18 protein-coding genes are annotated in these 17,570 nt (G+C 58.4%); 8 read left to right on the forward strand and 10 right to left on the reverse strand.

All coding sequences use genetic code 11. From position 1 onward, the window contains the following. Positions 1–86: 86 nt before the first annotated feature. The 3 genes from ALP40_RS09165 (at position 87) to fdhA (ending at position 3,126) form a co-directional block, all read left to right on the forward strand. Entirely contained in the window at positions 87–719 is a 633-nt protein-coding gene (locus ALP40_RS09165) for a sarcosine oxidase subunit gamma (RefSeq protein ID WP_122207971.1), read from the forward strand. Between the two features lie 114 nt (positions 720–833). Next, entirely contained in the window at positions 834–1,691 is an 858-nt protein-coding gene (locus ALP40_RS09170; protein WP_122207972.1) for a formyltetrahydrofolate deformylase, read from the forward strand. A 235-nt stretch (positions 1,692–1,926) separates the two neighbouring features. After that, positions 1,927–3,126 (forward strand): formaldehyde dehydrogenase, glutathione-independent, encoded by a 1,200-nt coding sequence (fdhA, locus tag ALP40_RS09180; protein WP_122207974.1) that lies wholly within the window; start codon positions 1,927–1,929, stop codon positions 3,124–3,126. Positions 3,127–3,222: 96 nt separating this feature from the next. Here fdhA and ALP40_RS25540 read toward each other — a convergent pair whose 3' ends face one another. After that, a complete protein-coding gene (locus tag ALP40_RS25540) occupies positions 3,223–4,356 on the reverse strand; it encodes an RHS repeat-associated core domain-containing protein (RefSeq protein ID WP_122207975.1) in 1,134 nt (377 codons plus the stop codon). A gap of 230 nt (positions 4,357–4,586) precedes the next feature. On the opposite strand from ALP40_RS25540, the gene ALP40_RS09190 reads away from it, so the two are divergent. Beyond that, the gene (locus ALP40_RS09190; RefSeq protein ID WP_122207976.1) at positions 4,587–5,153 is read left to right on the forward strand and encodes a DUF2780 domain-containing protein; all 567 of its coding nucleotides are present in this window, start codon (positions 4,587–4,589) and stop codon (positions 5,151–5,153) included. Here the strand turns inward: ALP40_RS09190 and ALP40_RS09195 are convergent. Then, a complete protein-coding gene (locus ALP40_RS09195) occupies positions 5,147–6,208 on the reverse strand; it encodes an RHS repeat-associated core domain-containing protein (RefSeq protein ID WP_122207977.1) in 1,062 nt (353 codons plus the stop codon). The genes ALP40_RS09190 and ALP40_RS09195 overlap by 7 nt on opposite strands. 73 nt (positions 6,209–6,281) lie before the next feature. Beyond that, positions 6,282–7,175, reverse strand: a complete 894-nt coding sequence (locus ALP40_RS09200) for an acyltransferase (RefSeq protein WP_147478308.1) — start codon at positions 7,173–7,175, stop codon at positions 6,282–6,284. Positions 7,176–7,368: 193 nt separating this feature from the next. On the opposite strand from ALP40_RS09200, the gene ALP40_RS09205 reads away from it, so the two are divergent. The 3 genes from ALP40_RS09205 to creC are packed head-to-tail and all read left to right on the forward strand — an operon-like array spanning position 7,369 to position 10,036. Then, the gene (locus ALP40_RS09205; RefSeq protein WP_122207979.1) at positions 7,369–7,872 is read left to right on the forward strand and encodes an ATP-dependent zinc protease; all 504 of its coding nucleotides are present in this window, start codon (positions 7,369–7,371) and stop codon (positions 7,870–7,872) included. Positions 7,873–7,931: 59 nt separating this feature from the next. After that, complete coding sequence (gene creB / locus ALP40_RS09210; RefSeq protein WP_122207980.1) at positions 7,932–8,612, forward strand: two-component system response regulator CreB; 681 nt, start codon at positions 7,932–7,934, stop codon at positions 8,610–8,612. After that, a complete protein-coding gene (creC, locus tag ALP40_RS09215; protein WP_122207981.1) occupies positions 8,612–10,036 on the forward strand; it encodes a two-component system sensor histidine kinase CreC in 1,425 nt (474 codons plus the stop codon). Before creB ends, creC begins: the two co-directional genes overlap by 1 nt. 66 nt (positions 10,037–10,102) lie before the next feature. Here the strand turns inward: creC and ALP40_RS09220 are convergent, their stop codons facing one another. After that, complete coding sequence (locus tag ALP40_RS09220; protein WP_259640692.1) at positions 10,103–11,185, reverse strand: RHS repeat-associated core domain-containing protein; 1,083 nt, start codon at positions 11,183–11,185, stop codon at positions 10,103–10,105. A 189-nt stretch (positions 11,186–11,374) separates the two neighbouring features. Between ALP40_RS09220 and creD the strand changes: the two genes are divergently transcribed. Further along, entirely contained in the window at positions 11,375–12,751 is a 1,377-nt protein-coding gene (gene creD / locus ALP40_RS09225; RefSeq protein ID WP_122207982.1) for a cell envelope integrity protein CreD, read from the forward strand. Positions 12,752–12,867: 116 nt separating this feature from the next. On the opposite strand, the gene ALP40_RS09230 is transcribed toward creD, so the two are convergent. The 6 genes from ALP40_RS09230 to ALP40_RS09255 form a co-directional block, all read right to left on the reverse strand. Further along, positions 12,868–13,497, reverse strand: coding sequence for a glutathione S-transferase family protein (locus ALP40_RS09230; protein WP_181115019.1), 630 nt, complete (start codon positions 13,495–13,497; stop codon positions 12,868–12,870). Positions 13,498–13,707: 210 nt separating this feature from the next. Continuing rightward, positions 13,708–13,887, reverse strand: a complete 180-nt coding sequence (locus ALP40_RS09235) for a hypothetical protein (protein WP_122207983.1) — start codon at positions 13,885–13,887, stop codon at positions 13,708–13,710. Further along, the gene (locus ALP40_RS09240) at positions 13,887–15,017 is read right to left on the reverse strand and encodes a PepSY domain-containing protein (protein ID WP_122207984.1); all 1,131 of its coding nucleotides are present in this window, start codon (positions 15,015–15,017) and stop codon (positions 13,887–13,889) included. The genes ALP40_RS09235 and ALP40_RS09240 overlap by 1 nt, the downstream gene beginning before the upstream one ends. 99 nt (positions 15,018–15,116) lie before the next feature. After that, positions 15,117–16,100 (reverse strand): FecR domain-containing protein, encoded by a 984-nt coding sequence (locus ALP40_RS09245; RefSeq protein ID WP_122207985.1) that lies wholly within the window; start codon positions 16,098–16,100, stop codon positions 15,117–15,119. Continuing rightward, positions 16,097–16,615, reverse strand: a complete 519-nt coding sequence (locus ALP40_RS09250) for an RNA polymerase sigma factor (protein ID WP_122207986.1) — start codon at positions 16,613–16,615, stop codon at positions 16,097–16,099. The genes ALP40_RS09245 and ALP40_RS09250 overlap by 4 nt, the downstream gene beginning before the upstream one ends. A 234-nt stretch (positions 16,616–16,849) precedes the next feature. Then, positions 16,850–17,563: a PolC-type DNA polymerase III gene (locus ALP40_RS09255; protein ID WP_122207987.1), complete on the reverse strand. Its 714-nt coding sequence runs from the start codon at positions 17,561–17,563 to the stop codon at positions 16,850–16,852. Positions 17,564–17,570: the final 7 nt, after the last annotated feature.

The following is a 17,570-nucleotide window of genomic DNA, read 5'->3' on the forward strand; positions in this document are numbered from 1 at the left end:
CCAGCGTGGGAACGCCGCTCAGGACGCTCTGCGTCCGGCTCGTTCATGTGCGCAGCGTCTTAAACAGAATTCAGAGCAGGTGATCCATGACCACAGTCAATGTTTACCCACAACGCCCGACCTCCGACGTCAAGGCCGAGTCGCCGTTGTTTCACGCCAGTCTGGAAAGCCTCATTGGCAAAGGCCGCGCCAGCCCGGGTGTGTTGTTGCGCGAGAAGAAATTGCTGGGCCACCTGACCCTTCGTGGTGATGCCCACGACCCGGCATTTGCCGCTGGCGTCCACAAGGCGCTCGGCATGGAGCTGCCCGCCGCGCTGACGCTGGTCACCAGCGGTGAACGCTCGCTGCAGTGGATGGGCCCGGACGAGTGGCTGCTGATCGTGCCGAGCGGCGAAGAACTCGCTGCGGAGCAACAACTGCGCGAAGCATTGGCGGGCTTGCATATCGCCATCGTCAACGTCAGCGGCGGCCAGTCGATTCTGGAACTGACCGGTCCCAAGGTTCGTCAGGTCCTGATGAAGTCCACCAGCTACGACGTACACCCGGACAACTTTCCGGTGGGCAAGGCCGTCGGTACGGTGTTCGCCAAGTCGCAATTGGTTATTCGTCGTACAGGCGAAGAAACCTGGGAGCTGCTGATTCGTCGCAGCTTCGCCGATTACTGGTGGCTGTGGTTGCAGGATGCGTCAGCCGAGTATGGTTTGAGTATTCAGTCTTGAGGTGAGAGTGTCTGGTCGGTTGTCTTCGCGAGCGAGCTCGCTCCCACAGTGTCCGCATGGACAGTGGCGACGATGACCTGCCGGACACAATAAGGGTTCAGGAGTAATCGCTTAATGAGTCGTGCCCCCGATACATGGATTTTGACTGCCGACTGCCCCAGCGTGCTGGGTACGGTCGATGCCGTGACCCGCTTTCTGTTCGAGCAGGGTTGCTACGTGACCGAGCACCATTCGTTCGATGATCGCCTGTCGGGACGCTTTTTCATCCGTGTCGAATTTCGTCAGCCCGAGGGTTTCGACGAGGCAGGGTTTCGCAAAGGCCTGGCCGAGCGGGGCAGCGCGTTCGGCATGATCTTCGAGCTGACCGCGCCCAATTATCGGCCCAAGGTCGTGATCATGGTGTCCAAGGCAGATCACTGCCTGAACGACCTGCTGTACCGCCAGCGCATCAACCAGTTGTCGATGGACGTCGTCGCGGTGGTGTCCAATCACCCTGATCTTGAGCCGTTGGCAGCGTGGCACGGGATTGCGTACTACCATTTCCCCCTCGACCCCAACGATAAGCCTGCGCAAGAGGCCAAAGTCTGGAACGTCATCGAAGCGTCCGGTGCAGAACTGGTGATTCTTGCCCGTTACATGCAAGTGCTGTCGCCGGACCTGTGTCGCAAGCTCGATGGCAAGGCAATCAACATTCATCACTCGTTGTTGCCCGGTTTCAAAGGCGCCAAGCCTTACCATCAGGCCTACAACAAGGGCGTGAAACTGGTGGGCGCAACGGCGCATTACATTAACAACGACCTGGACGAAGGGCCGATCATCGCTCAGGGCGTGGAAGTAGTGGATCACAGTCACTATCCCGAAGACCTGATTGCCAAGGGCCGGGACATTGAAGGCCTGACACTGGCGCGTGCGGTGGGGTATCACATTGAGCGGCGCGTGTTTCTGAACGCCAACAGAACAGTGGTTTTGTAAGATTTCACAACACAATCACAGAACCGTGGGAGCGAGCTTGCTCGCGAAAAGGCCGGTACATCCAATCGCGCGGGTGCGCTTGAAACACCGCTTTCGCGAGCAAGCTCGCTCCCACAGCGCAGGCATATTCAGGAACACCGACACAAGCATCCCGGAACAATCGGTGCGTTGCCGCAACACCACTCAAAGCAGCGCATTTCTCCGCTACAACACACAATAAAAGCGAGGTGAAAGCATGTCTGGTAATCGCGGTGTAGTGTATCTCGGCGCTGGCAAGGTCGAAGTGCAAAGCATTCCTTTCCCCAAAATGGAAGACCCACGCGGCAAGCGCATTGAACACGGTGTGATTCTGCGCGTGGTATCCACCAACATCTGCGGCTCCGACCAGCACATGGTTCGCGGTCGTACCACTGCCCAGACCGGTCTGGTACTCGGTCATGAAATCACCGGCGAAGTGCTCGAGGCCGGTCGCGACGTTGAACACCTCAAGGTCGGCGACCTGGTGTCTGTGCCGTTCAACGTGGCGTGCGGTCGCTGCCGCAGTTGCAAAGAACAGCACACCGGCGTTTGCCTGACCGTCAACCCCGCCCGCGCAGGCGGTGCCTACGGTTATGTCGACATGGGCGACTGGGTGGGCGGCCAGGCGGAATACGTGCTGGTGCCTTACGCGGACTTCAACCTGCTCAAGCTGCCGGATCGCGACGCCGCGATGGAAAAGATCCGCGACCTGACCTGCCTTTCCGACATCCTGCCCACCGGCTACCACGGTGCCGTAACCGCGGGCGTTGGGCCGGGCAGTACGGTGTATGTGGCAGGTGCCGGACCGGTCGGCCTGGCGGCTGCTGCATCAGCGCGCCTGCTGGGCGCTGCGGTGGTCATCGTCGGTGACGTCAACCCGACCCGCCTGATTCACGCCAAGGCTCAGGGCTTCGAGATTGCCGACCTGTCCCAGGACACGCCGCTGCACGAACAGATCGCCGCCTTGCTGGGCGAGCCTGAAGTGGACTGCGCCATCGATGCGGTGGGCTTCGAAGCGCGGGGACACGGCCATGCAGGTGCACAATCCGAAGCGCCGGCCACCGTGCTCAACTCGTTGATGGGCGTGGTGCGCGTGGCAGGCAAAATCGGTATTCCAGGCCTGTACGTCACCGAAGATCCGGGTGCGGTGGACGCCGCCGCAAAAATGGGCAGCCTGAGCATTCGCTTCGGCCTGGGCTGGGCCAAATCCCACAGCTTCCACACTGGCCAGACGCCCGTGATGAAGTACAACCGCCAACTGATGCAAGCCATCATGTGGGACCGCATCAAGATCGCTGATGTGGTGGGTGTCGAAGTCATCAGCCTGGATGACGCGCCGCGTGGCTACGGCGAGTTCGACGCGGGTGTGCCGAAAAAGTTTGTGATTGATCCGCATAAGCTGTTTAGCGCGGCTTGAACCTGCATCGGGCGACAGGGCTGCGGTCACTGTCGCCCGATTATCAGGAAACGACCTGACATCAGGATCTAAATCTGTAGCTTTTTGAACAAGCCCTTAGGTGAACCAGACCGGATCGTAGTTGAACTGTTTCCAGCGGTGGTCACCTCTTTCAAAGGGATTTGTTATAGCGATCTGTGGTGCTCCAGCATTATCTTCACTGCGGATGGCTCTCATGTTTTTGTTCGTTACCCATCCTCGATAGCCTTGTGTAGGCTTTCCGGTCATCGCGGCTAACTTGGCTGCAAATGAGATGTCTCCACCATCCGCCGTACCGCATCCGATAACGTGAATGTTCTCGTACTGACGCATATTTACGTTGTTTTTTTCGAGCAGGCCGATAAGCCCTCTTGGGGAGATGTACTGCTTTTCATTTGATACCAAACGAGGTCCTCGATTGGACAAAGGCGCAGCGCCATGAGCGTTAATGGTCAGCCCAAGCGTGCCATCATCATTCAATTCATCAAACATATAAACGCCATTGGCCAAGCTCTTTCGTGGGCCTAGTTTCAGACTTTTTATCTGCACCGGAATTTCCCGAGGTATCAGCAGCGCAGTGCTAATAGTGTTGGTGCTCTGGAGGGTTTCGCTCACAAGGTTGGGTAGCTGAACGTTCGGCGTCGCTTTCTTCATCACGCCAACGGCTCTTAAGAGCGTTTTCAGAAATGCTGCCGTGCGCCCGCTCGGGTCCACTCGATTAACCGGATCCCCCACGCAATACGCATACGCATTCAATCCACCCTCGCCAAAAGGGCTGAAACTGTCCGGGCTATTGAACCTCATCAGTATCGGATTGAACGCCCGGTAGCCATTGCCTAACAGATAATGACCGGTCATCTCATCAGCCTGCTGACCCGTAAAGGCTGGCAGGTTCATGGCGTTGGTCTGTGGGTGGCGGCTGCCGTAGGGCGTATAGGAGAATCCTGACTGTGGCGTGGCGAGAGTCGAGCCTTGTTGGTCGGTCGCGAGCAGTGCGCAGTCGACGGTCTGATCATCATGATGTTGCTGGGCCAGCAAAAGCCCATCAGCGTGAAGCAGCGTGCGTGTGATCTGGCCTTGAATGTGAGTGGTGAGGTGGTTTTTGCGATAGAAACACTTCACGCCAGCCCGTCCCGTCGTCGTGCTACGGGCAAGACGATCCAGCGGGTCGTAGTGATACAGGCATCGTGTGGCACGCGCGGCGGAAATCATCGGGCTCATCGCTTGGTGATTATCGAGCTACGATCCTGCGCCATTCCCTGCCGTCGCGCCGCTGTCAGAAATGCTAGGGCAGGTGCTGCACGAGTGGCTCGCTCTGACGCCACAGTAGGAAATAAGCTGCATCCTCTGACCTGCGCCGGGAACAAGCCCCTGTCGATTCAGTCAAATCGTCTGTTTTACCGCCCACTTACGGGCTGTTCAGGTTTGATGAGGTTGACCGAATGAAGACTGCACGCGTGATGGCATTGGCAACAATGATGAGCCTGGCGGCAAGCCCGGTGTTTGCCTTCAACCTGAATGACGCAGCGAACGCGGTTTCCAACGCGACCAGCGGCAACCAGAAAGCCACGGCTGCGCCAGAAGCTGCCGGCTTGCTCAATGCGTTGGGTTCTCAGCTCAATGTCACGCCGGAACAGGCTGTTGGCGGGACAGGTGCGTTGCTGGGTTTAGCCAAGAACAAGCTGGCTGGCAATGATTATTCTCAACTGGCTCAGTCGGTGCCCGGTCTTGAGCAACTCTCTGGCACTTCCGCTCTGGACAGCCTGGGAGGTGCCAACGGCCTGGGCAAGTTGCTGGGCGGGAACAAATCGGGCGACAGTTCGCTACTCAACAGTGCCTTGGGCAATGTGCAGGACATGGGCGATGTGAACAGTGCGTTCAAAGCGCTGGGCATGGACAGCACAATGGTCAGCCAGTTTGTTCCGGTGATCCTGCAATACCTCGGTCAACAAGGTGCCAGTGGCTCGGCATTGCAAAGCCTGAGTGGGCTATGGGGTGCCGGTCACTGATGAAGACGATCAACTTGTCGCACTGACTGATTCTTCTGGAGCAACACCCTGCCGGTTTTATAAAGGTGTTGATCCAGAGTGCCAGAAGCTAACGCTCCTAGCATGTTGAATGTCAGGCCAACTAACGGTGTTGAACTCCCTCCTCGCGCGCGCACCATGCTGGCCCATTTCAGGGCCGCTTCGACATGTGCTGCGGTATTACTTAGCTGTCCGGCTTGCACTTTCACCGCCAGGTCCGCGTAATATTTTGCATGGGGCAAACTGAGGTCGGTGTCGCCGTGGCTGGCAAGGTTGCGATTGACTGAGGCAAGTTTCTTGATAAAGGGCAAATTCTGGTCGAAATTCTTGACCGTAACTTCGATGTGTCTTCTGGATTCAGACATGGGTAGGGGCGAAGTATTCCTGCGCAGGGCTCTGTCCACGGTCCGAACAACGCCGTCTTCGGTCATCAGGCTTGACCTGATGGCTCCAGTGTCGTGACGCCTTCTGAGTCGCACGCTGGCCATGCCTGCCATTCCTGGTATTGAATAATGGCCTGTGGGGTCCGTGTAATTGATGGGGTCGCCCTTGCAGTAGGCATAGGCATTGAGGCCGCCTTCACCGAACGGGCTTAGCGTGTCTAAGCGATTGAAACGCATCAGCACTGGATTGAAGGCGCGCTTTCCATTGCCCAGTAGATAATGGCCTGTGATCGGGTCGGGCACTTGACCGGTGTAACCCGGAAGGTACGTCGAGCGTTCTTTTGCGCACGTTCCATAAGGCAAGTAGGCGAAGACCCGATGCTGTTGAAGACCGATGCTGTGCAGTACCGATTCTGATTGATCAACGGCCAGCAAATCGCTGCCTGGTCCGCTTACATTCGTGTGCACTATGCCCAGCAGCCTGCCTTCGGCCCGCATAAAGGCAAACTGCTCAGGTCTTTTAAGTTCGGTGGACAGGTGATCCTTCTGATAGAACCTTTTGACGCTCGCCTGAAGCGCAGGCGTGCAAGCCGCGATGCGGTCCAGTGCATCATAACGGTAGGTGCCCAACAACGTACGAGTGGACGGCGGCATGATCGTGTTCTCCTTTCTCTCGGGAACAGTTTCAATCGCTCGCGGACAGTTATCTACCTGTCGAAACTGCTAGTTATTGCTGTGTTTTTTCCAACCTCAACGAAGCGATACGCGCATCTTTATCGATCCACAGCTGGTTGACCCAGCCCTGGATTTTCTCGCGAAACACCGGATCGTTTTCGTAATCGCCCTGCCACAACGCAGGATCCATCGGCCGTGTCTTGATATCGACGATCACTTTCGGAACGCGACCGCAGAGCATGTCCCAGAAGCCCGGAATACTTGAGCCCGGGTAAACCACGGTCACGTCCAGAATGGCGTCCAGTTGTTCACCCATCGCCGCCAGCACGAATGCAACGCCGCCAGCCTTGGGCTTGAGCAGGCGGGTATAGGGCGAGGACTGGTCCGTGTGTTTGGCCGGGGTAAAGCGGGTGCCTTCCAGGTAATTGACGATGGTCACCGGCTGACGCTTGAACAGCTCGCAGGCGGCCTTGGTGATTTCCAGGTCCTTACCCTTGAGTTCAGGGTGCTTGGCCAAAAACGCTTTTGTGTAGCGCTTCATGAACGGGTAATCCAGCCCCCACCACGCCAGCCCCAGTAGCGGCACCCAGATCAGTTCCTTTTTCAGGAAGAACTTGAAGAACGGCGTGCGCCGGTTTAGCGCTTGAATCAGTGCGGGGATGTCGACCCAGGACTGGTGGTTGCTGATGACCAGATAGGAGGTGTCGCTGCGCAGACCTTCATCGCCGCGAATGTCCCATTGCGTAGGGATACAGGCCGCGAAGATGATCTTGTCGATCTCGGCCCACGTTTCGGCAATCCACATGACCGCGTGGGAGCAACGGTCCCGCATCCGGCCTCTGAACAGCAGCTTGAGCAGAGCAAAGACCAGCAATGGGCCAATCAGTACAAGCGTATTGATCAGCAGGAGTGTGGCGACTAAACAGCCGGTAAGCGCACGGCGCATAAAAGACTCTTGAGCGTTCTGGGGCGCCAATGATAAAGATCATCGTGTTTCACGCCAATTGCACAGGTACTTACAAATGTTTCATGTGCGGGTGATTATGCTAATCCCTTGTTGAACGGTCGAACCAACCACAGGTTCGCTGTCTAAAAACCGGGCGCCAATCAGGCGTTGTCCATTGTGAGGAACCACCCACGTGAAACCGATTCTGGCGCTGTTGTCCCTGCTCGCACTGCCTGTCATGGCGGCCGAACCGACGCTGTATGGTCGCTACGAGAACATCAAGGTGATGGATGTCGGTCAGACCTTCAAGGCCAAGATGGACACCGGCGCGCTGACAGCCTCCCTGTCGGCCAAGGACATTGAGTTGTTCAAGCGTGACGGTGACGACTGGGTGCGTTTCCGCCTGGCGACCAAGGACGCCGACAGCAAGGTTTACGAACACAAGGTGTCGCGGATCAGCAAGATCAAGGGCCGCTCGGAAGGGGATGACGAGGACGATGAAACAGTCGACTCTGCCAAGCGCCCGGTCGTGGACATGGAGCTATGCCTGGGCAACCAGAAACGCACCGTTGAAGTGAACCTGGTGGACCGCAGCCACTTCAACTATCCGCTGCTGATCGGCGCCAAGGCGCTGCGCGAGTTCGACGCAGCGGTCAATCCGGCACGTCGCTATACCGCTGACAAACCGGATTGCTGATTGACGCAGAGGGCTGAAATCGCGCAACGTTTCGCCCTCTTTTCAAGCGCTCGGATGCCATGCCGCACATATTGATTGTCGAAGATGAAGCTGCGATTGCCGATACGCTGATCTATGCGCTGCAGAGCGAAGGTTTCACCACTTCATGGCTTAGCCTGGGGCAGGAGGCGGTCGAGCAGCAGCGCGTAGCGCCCGCCGACCTGATCATTCTGGATATCGGTCTGCCGGACATCACTGGTTTTGAGACTTGCAAGCAGTTGCGGCGCTTCAGCGAAGTGCCTGTCATGTTTCTGAGCGCACGTGATGGTGAAATTGACCGCGTCGTGGGGCTTGAGATCGGTGCTGACGACTACGTTGTCAAACCGTTCAGTCCGCGAGAAGTGGCGGCGCGGGTCCGGGCAATTCTCAAGCGTATGCAGCCGCGCACTGTGAGTGTTCCGCAAAACCAGCCATTCACGGTGGACCTCGAACGTTTCCAGATCAGCTATCGCAATCACACCTTGAGCCTGACCCGTCACGAATTCCGCCTGTTGCAGTGCTTGCTCGCCCAGCCTGAGCGCGTGTTCAGCCGAGAGCAGTTGCTCGATGCGATGGGGGTTGCGGCAGATGCAGGTTACGAGCGCAGCATCGACAGCCATATCAAGAGCGTGCGTGCCAAGCTGCGTATCGTGGCGGCTGACGCCGAGCCAATCCAGACTCATCGCGGGCTCGGTTACAGTTACAGCCCAGGCCACAGCTGATGCCGTTAAGCATTCGGATCTTTCTGGTGTATGCGGTGTTCATCGCACTGACCGGCTACTTCGTGCTCAGCACTGTGATGAAGGAAGTCCGTCCGGGCGTGCGTCAGTCCACCGAAGAAACCTTGGTCGACACTGCCAATCTGCTGGCCGAAATCATTCACGACGACGTCAGGAACGGCACGCTGGATCAAAGCCGTCTGCCGGACGCGCTCAAGGCCTATGGGTTGCGTCAGCCCGCCGCGACTATCTGGGGTTTGCCGAAAAATCAGGTCAACAACCGCATCTACGTGACTGACGCCAACGGCATCGTTTTGCTCGACTCCAGCGGTGAGGCAGTGGGTCAGGACTACTCGCGCTGGAACGACGTCTACCTGAGCCTGCGGGGCAAATACGGTGCGCGCTCGACGCGTAGCGATCCCGACGATCCCAACTCCTCAGTCATGCACGTGGGCGCGCCGATTCGCGATAACGGCACGATTATCGGTGTGGTGACCGTCGCCAAGCCCAACAGCTCACTGCAACCGTATGTCGATCGTGCGGAGCGCCGACTGCTCTGGTATGGCGGTGGACTGATGATACTGGGGCTGTTACTGGGCGGGCTTTTTTCCTGGTGGCTGGGTTCGGCATTACGCCGTCTCACCGGCTATGCACAGGCCGTTAGCGAAGGGCGTCGTGCCGAGTTGCCGCATTATCGTGGGGGCGAACTGGAGCAATTATCCTCTGCTGTCGAACACATGCGCACGCAGTTGGAAGGCAAAGCCTACGTCGAGCGCTACGTACACACATTGACCCACGAACTGAAAAGCCCGCTGGCGGCGATTCGTGGCGCTGCCGAGCTGTTGCACGATGAGATGCCCGGTGAACAGCGCAAACGGTTTGTCAGCAATATCGAAGACGAAAGTGCGCGGTTGCAACAACTGATCGAACGCTTGCTTAATCTGGCAATGGTCGAGCAGCGCCAAGGTCTCGAAGAGCGGGTTGCCATTGCACTGGCCGAACTGATCGATGAGTTATTAACGGCTAGACGTACACGTATCGAACGTCAGGGGCTGCGAGTCGACCTTCAGATTGATCCCGGCCTGCGGCTGCTGGGCGAGCGCTTTCTGTTGAGTCAGGCGCTGGCCAATCTGATCGATAATGCGCTGGATTTCACACCCGTCAACGGACGGCTGCGGCTGACAGCCATACGTGAGGGGGAACGCATCCGTCTCACGCTCTACAACGACGCAACGCCGATCCCCGACTACGCCTTACCGCGCCTTAGCGAGCGTTTCTACTCCTTGCCGCGTCCTGTCAGTGGCCGGAAAAGCACCGGGTTGGGACTGAACTTCGTTGAAGAGGTCGTGCAGTTGCATGAAGGCGACATGTGCATCGGGAATGTTGAGGGTGGGGTTGAAGTGAAGCTGTTGCTGCCTGTGATCTGAATAATGACTTCAGTGCGGTGGGAGCGCTGAAGCGTGCGCCAAACAACAATGGGTGCGATGTCAACGTCAGGATTTCCTGATATTGAACTGTTTTTCAGGGGGTCTGAACCACTTCGGTTCATAAGAGAAGTCAGGGTATTTAGGGTCTGACTTTTTATAGGGATTTTTTTTAACCAGGCGCAGCCTTTGCTCACCCAGGGAATCGACCATGATGCTTCCTGTGTAACCTTTAACCGGTAAGCCTGAGTGTTTGGATAACGCTGCCGCCATTGAGTTATGTTCACCCTGTGCCGAATAGCAGGCAATGAGTTTAATATCCTTGTAGCCTTCAACTGTCTTTGCGTTGAATGCGTTGGCAAATTCGGTGGGCGACGCGATCTTGTTCTGCATCTCGATTCCCTGTCTACCGAGTTTTGAGGCGTCAGCGCCATGACCTCTGATAACCAATTGCACGCCATCTGATTTTTTTGTTCTGTCATTGAGGTCGAGCCCGCGCCACACTCTATGGTTATACACACGCATTTCCTTGGGCGGTGGACGAAATCTTGTCGTGGCATTAACCAGCCTTCGTGACAGCGTTGACCACATTTCTGTAAGTGCTGAAATAACAGGAATATGCCCGGTTGGATCCTCTACATTGACGGGATTACCCAAGCAATACGCATACCCATTAATCCCACCTTCGCCAAACGGACTGAAGCTGTCCGGGCTGTTGAACCTCATCAGCACCGTATTGAATGACCGGTAACCTGCGCCCAACACATAATGCCCGGTCACGGGGTCAACCCATTGGCCATTGAAGCCTGGAAGTTGGGCCGGGTCGTTCGATGGATCACGTTCGCCGTAGGCTGTATACGTAAAAGCCTGCTGTGGTGCTGCAATGACCGATCCCTGCTGATCAATTAAAAGCGGCAGGCAATCCAGATGGTTGCCAATCTGATTTTGCTGGGCCAGCACACGATCCTCTGTCTGGAGCAATGAATGCCATACAGCGCCTTGGATTTGGCTGGCCAAACGGTTCATTTTATAGAATAAAAACGCACCGGCCTGCCCACCCCTGTTGCAACTGGCCAAGCGATCTAGAGCATCGTAGCGATAGGTGCAGAGTAAAACTGATGCACTGCCACACATTGGCTTTTTTCCCATCATGGCTGATCACGGGAATGAGTCTGTATGAGTTCGCTCAGGCCAACCAGCTAGTAGAACCAATAGGTCGAGTCACGCTTGCCGCCAAGTATTACTCGACCTTGCTCAGCCACCACACAATCTCCACACCTCCCCCATGCTGTCTCCACATAGCCATTTCAGACTCTGCCTATCAAAAAAGGGAGAGTCCCAATGAATCGAAATCTGGCTGTAAAACTGGGCACCATTGCGTTGTTGATTCTGCTGCTGCTGATTCCGCTGTTGATGATCGGGAGCCTGATTACTGATCGGCAGTTGCAGCGTGACGGGGTCCTTGAGGATATCGCGCGCAGCTCCAGCTTCAGTCAGCGTCTGACCGGCCCGCTGCTGGTTGTGCCGTATCGCAAAAACGTTCGTATCTGGAAGACCAACGCGCAGACGCAAGAGCGTTACCTTGAAACCGCTTCCGAGCGCGGGCAGCTTTATTTTCTGCCGGAGCGTTTCGAGCTTGATGGCAAGGTGCAGACCGAGCTGCGTTCACGAGGCATCTACGAGGCGCGGCTTTATCATGCCGATAACCACATCAGTGGCCAGTTCGTGTTGCCCGAGCAACTGGGTTTGACCGAGGACTTTGCCGACTACACATTCGAGAAGCCTTATCTGGCGCTGGGCATCAGCGACATTCGCGGCATCGAAAGCTCGCCGAAGCTGCAGATGAACGGACAGACGCTGGATCTGTTGCCCGGTTCGCGGGTCGATTGGCTGGGCGAGGGTGTCAGCGCCAACCTGCCGATGCTGGAAGGCCGTGAACAGGCCACGCTGGATTTCGCGTTCGATCTGCGCTTGCAAGGTACTGGCCAGTTCGAGATTGCGCCGGTAGGCAAGTCCAGCAATGTACAGCTCAGTGCCGACTGGCCACATCCAAGCTTCATCGGCAACTATTTACCGAGCCGTCGCGAGATCACGGGTCAGGGTTTCAGCGCCACGTGGCAGGCCTCGTTCTTCTCCACCAACCTGGAAGATGCGCTCAGCCGCTGTCTGACGGCGCAGACCTGTGAGGACTTCAAAAGCCGCAGCTTTGGCGTGAGCTTCGTCGACCCGGTGGATCAGTACCTCAAAAGTGATCGGGCGATCAAATATGCGTTGCTGTTCATTGCGCTGACGTTTGCCGGATTCTTCCTCTTCGAAGTGCTGAAAAGCATGGCTGTACACCCGGTTCAATATGCACTGGTAGGTGCGGCGCTGGCGCTGTTTTACCTGATGCTGTTGTCACTGTCCGAGCATTTGGGGTTTGCGGTGGCTTATCTGTTGTCGGCCAGCGCCTGCGTTTGTCTGATCGGATTCTATGTCTGCCATGTGCTACGCAGCGTGCGCCACGGAGCAGGTTTTGCGGCAGGTCTGAGTGCGCTGTACGGCATGCTGTATGGTCTGCTCAGCGCCGAGGATTACGCGCTGCTGATGGGGGCATTGCTGCTGTTCGGCCTGCTGAGCGTGTTTATGGTGCTGACCCGCAAACTGGACTGGTATGGCATTGCGATCAGTCGCCCTGGCCAGCCACTCGACGCCGCTGTGCAGCCATCTCATGAGTAAGTGGCTCGGCTTGCGCGAAGATCAGGCCCTGGCGCGCGGCCTGATCGTCATCATCACCAGCCAGCTGCCGGAGCCCTCACGTTCAACCGTACGCCCCGGCGAAAAATCACGCAGCCTCAGGCCGGTGGCTGCGTCGCCAGCATCGAAGGGCGCTGGCTGACTTCCAGATACCAGTTGGCCAGACGCGGATAGGCCCCGCGCCAGCGCAGGTCAGGCTGGCGGAAGTCCAGATAACCCAAGGCTGCCGCGACGCTGATGGACGCCACATCGAATGACGCGCTGAGTTCGGTGATGGCGTCTTGCTCGAGATAGCTGAGCGTGCGCTCGATCTTTGCCTGCTGGTTGTCCAGCCACAGATCCCAGTGTTTCTCGGCGGGGCGCAGCGCCGTTTCATAGCGGATCAGGATGGCGGCGTCGAGCAGGGCATCGGCTAGCGAGGCGAGGGTCAGGCGTCTCCAGCGTGCAGAACCTTCGCGTGGGATCAGCGGGTTGCCGACATGCTGGTGGTCCAGATAGTCGAGGATGACCCGGCTGTCGTGGATCACATTACCATCGGCCAGGCGCAAGGCCGGAAGCTTGCCTGCCGGGTTGTCGCCGTTGAGTTCGTCAGACGGATTGACCGGTGTCAGCACCGTGGGATGCAAATGCACGCGGTCAACCTGACCGGTTTCATGAAGCATCACCACCACCTTGCGGGCGAAAGGAGAGGCTGCGTTGAAATACAACGTCATCTGGGGGGCAGACATGGGTGTTCCTCGACTGAGACAGGTCCATAGACTAGTCAGCGAGTGGTGCGACTGCAACCAGCCGCCTCCCACAGGTTATGCATTCAGGCGGATACTGATGATCGTTCCCACGGTCCTGCGTGGTAACCCCGCCCAGGACGCTCCGCGTCCGCTCTCGAATGTGACGCAGAGCGTCACGGGAGGCATGCCCATGCAGAGCAATGGGCACGGTCAGTGACGCGCCAGCAACCCCCGGACACTCAACCCGGCGGCGATTCCCATGCCTGCCCACGCCAGCGTGTCCCACCAGCCATCGCCCAGCAATGCCGCAAACAGACCCGTGCCGGTCAGCAGCGCGATCCATGCGGGTTTGGCGAAGGTTTTCCAGAATCGGGACGGTTTGCCTGTCATTACGGCACCTGCGCCTGACCGGCGTTTACCGTGCGGACGGCGCGTCGTCGTACCCACCACAGGTAAACGCCGCTACCGAGCACGATGATGGTCAGCACATCCAGCGCGGCCCAGAGGATTTTCATCGGCATGCCGCCGTAGTCACCAAAGTGCAGCGGCTGCGACATGCCCAGCGCATCCATGTACCAGGGGCGCTCCACCACGGCGGTGACCTGCAGGGTTTGTGCATCGATCAGTACCGGTGTCGCCAGGTGCGCTCTCAGGTGCGTGTTGCCCTTGAGGAATACGGCGTAGTGATGCTCGCTGGAGAACCGCGTGCCGGGAAAGGCGATGAAGTCAGCCTGCATGCCGGGCGCGGCGGATTCGGCGATGTCCAGCAAGCGTGTGGCCGGTGCGCGTTGAGTCAGCGGCGGAGCGTCGCGATACGGCGCGATCATGGTGGCCAGGGCGTCGTTGCGCCAAGAGGCAATCAGCAGGTCGGCGCAAGCACTGATCACGCCCGTGACACCGACCACCAGCGCCCAGGTCAGCGTCACAATACCGATCAGGTTGTGCAGGTCCAGCCAGCGGGTTCGGGTTGATTTCTTCGCCCGTATCGTCCCGAATTCAAGCTTGCGCATGAAGGGCGAATACAGAACCGTCCCGGACACAATCGCCACCACGAACAGCAATCCCATGAACGCCAGCAACAGTTTGCCCGGCAGTTCGGCATACATGTCCACATGCAGGCGCAGCATGACCATCATGAAACCACCATTGGCCGAGGGCATTTCCAGCGCTTCGCCGGTGCGGGCGTCCAGGGCGAAGGTATGGGAGGAATTGGGCTCAGTCCCTGCCGTCGCGGCGGTAATCGCCATTACGCCATTGGGGGCTTCGTCGTCCCAGCCGAAGTACTGCATCACTTCGCCGGGACGATGGGCTTCGGCGGCCTTGGCCAATTGCTCCAGATTCAAGTGCGGCGTATCGGCAGGCATTTCCCGGTAATGCGGCGCATCGCCCAGCAGGTGGTCGATTTCATGGTGAAAGATCAGCGGCAGGCCGGTGATGGCCAGCATCAACAGGAACAGTGTGCAGATCAGGCTGCTCCAGGTATGGACGACAGACCAGCGACGCACGGTTTGGCTTTTCATGGAGTATCCACAGAAGAAAGGGCAGGGCTCGTTAACGCTAAGCCGTATGAAACCTGGAAAGTGTCAGTACCGCGCACGGTTTGGGCTCGCCGCTGTGTTTCAGCGTTTTGCCGCAGTGGCGGCGTTCTTCGGCAGAACGGTAACCCACCAGGGCGTGTGTTCCTCGATCTGTACCGGGAGCGCGGGCAATAGCGCCTTGAGGGCGAGGTCGGTGTCGGTCAGTGGGAAACTGCCGGTGATGCGCAGGTCTGCAACCTTCGGATCGACCCCCAGATGGCCCGCCCGATAACGGCCCACCTCCGCCAGCATGTCTTGCAGGCGAGCGTTGTCTACCACCAGCATGCCGCGTGTCCAGGCGTCTGCGCCCATTGGCAGGGCAAGCAACGGACCCAGCCCGTCACGGCTCAGGCGGATCTGTTGGCCTGCACGCAATACCTGCTCTTGTGGGGTCTCGCGAGCGTGGGCGGCGACGGCTGATTCCAGCACGCTGAGCAGCGTGCCATCGGCGTCACGCCTGACCAGAAAACGCGTGCCGAGCGCACGCAGGCTGCCATCCGGGGTTTCCACGATGAAGGGCCGCGGGTCGTCATGATCGCCGGTCTGCACCAGTATTTCGCCGTCCTGCAGAATCACCCGTCGCTGAGTGGCGTCGAAGCGCACATCGATGGCGCTGTGGGTGTTGAGGCGAATGACGGTGTTGTCCGCCAGACGAACCTCTCGCTGTTCACCGGTTGCGGTGCGTTGGTCGGCGAGCCAGTAGTCCAGTCCCAAATAACGATCAGCGGTGAACAGCGCCAGACCGCAGGCCAGAAACACACCGGCCAGACCGCCACCGAGCTTGCGCAGGCTGCGCCGCAGGGTGCCTGGCGACTGCTGCAAAGCCTTGCGCGCCGGACCTGTGGGCAGGGCAAAGCGCTGATTGAGCATGCCCAGCTGACTCCAGGCGCGGGCATGCTCCTCGTCGGCTGCCAGCCAGCGGGCGAACTCGGCACGTTCGGCATCATTGCTGCTTGTCGAATCCAGGTTCAGTTGCCACTCGATGGCTGCATCCAGCACACGGGCCGAGACTGGACGTGCGTTCATGTGGGTTCGCCGTACAGCGCTACATAGCACTGGCGCATGGCCCTGGCCAGATACTGCCTGACTCGTGAAACAGAGACGCCCAGGTGCTGGGCTATTTCGGCATGGCCCAGCCCGTCCAGGCGGCTGTAAAGGAAGGCCGCTCGCGCTTTGCCGGGTAATGTACAGAGCATGTCATCGATCGCTTTCAGGTCTTCCAGAATCAATAACTGCGTTTCAGGCGAGGGCTGGTCGGCTTCCGGAATTCGCATCAGTTCACTGAGATAGGCCTGTTCCAGCGCGGCACGTCGGAAGTGGTCGAACATCAGGCCTTTCGCAACGGCCGCCAGAAACGCACGAGGCTCTCTGGGCGATTGCAATTCGTCGCGACCCAGCAAGCGGACGAACGTGTCCTGACTCAAGTCCTGCGCGCGTTGCGGGCAGGAAATAGTGCGCCGAAGCCAGGCCAGCAGCCAACCGCGATGATCGCGATACAACGCACCAACGATCTCGCTATGTGGGCTTGGGACTGACGACACGAACGGCCTCGATGAGAAGAATCGAACTAAAGAGAATCATTCGCGATTGTGACAGGGCGTGCGGATAGTGGCAATTGGCGTCTGTCGGCTGGGACAGACGCCGACGTCAGATCGTCCCCAGGCTCCAGTGTGGAAATGCGACTCGGATGTTCAGATTCACGCCCGGGACGCTCTGCGTCCCAATGGCACTGATTCCCTGGATATTCAGGTCGGGCGCCGAACGCAATCAGATGATCAAAACGAATGCGATTGCTTGCGTCTGCGCCACTGTCCCAGGCATTCCTCCAAACGGAGCGGGCTGTCGATCTGCTGGCGACGGGCGTGGCTGAAGAGGATCAGTGCCAGTTCGGCGGTGACCAACGCATCGGCGCTGGCGTTGTGGCGCTCCTCGGCGTGCAGGCCGAAGAAGCGCGTCCAGTCGTCCAGCCCGGCATGGCGCAGGTTGGCCTGTTCACACAGCATCGGCGCTATCTCCGCGATGTCGAAAAAGGGATGCAGCAGGCGATACCCAAGGCTGTCTTTCAAGGCGCGGGACAACATGTGCTGGTCGAACGGCGCATGAAAACCCAGCACCGGGCTGTCGCCCAGAAACGCCATGAAATCCAGCAGCGCCTCCACCGGTTCGCAGCCCGCTGCAATGGCACTGGGTGCCAGGCCGTGGATCAACACCGCCGGACTGACCTTGTGATCGACGCGCAGCAAGGTGCGTTCGAATTGCTGGCCCAGATCGATGGCGCCGTCCTCAATCACCACCGCACCGATGGACAGCACCTGGTCGCGGTTCATGTTCAGCCCGCTGGTTTCCAGGTCCAGCACCACCCAGCGCTGCTGTCGCAACGGCTTGTCGCTCAGCTTTGCGCAGGATTGCAATGCCCCGAGTCGTTGCAACTGGTGGCTTTGCAGCGGTACTTTTTTAGGCCGTGGTCGCAGCCAATCGAGCAGGTTCATAGGAGGC

Origin of the sequence: Pseudomonas viridiflava (genome assembly GCF_003702045.1) — a bacterium.
GTDB lineage: Bacteria > Pseudomonadota > Gammaproteobacteria > Pseudomonadales > Pseudomonadaceae > Aquipseudomonas > Aquipseudomonas viridiflava_C.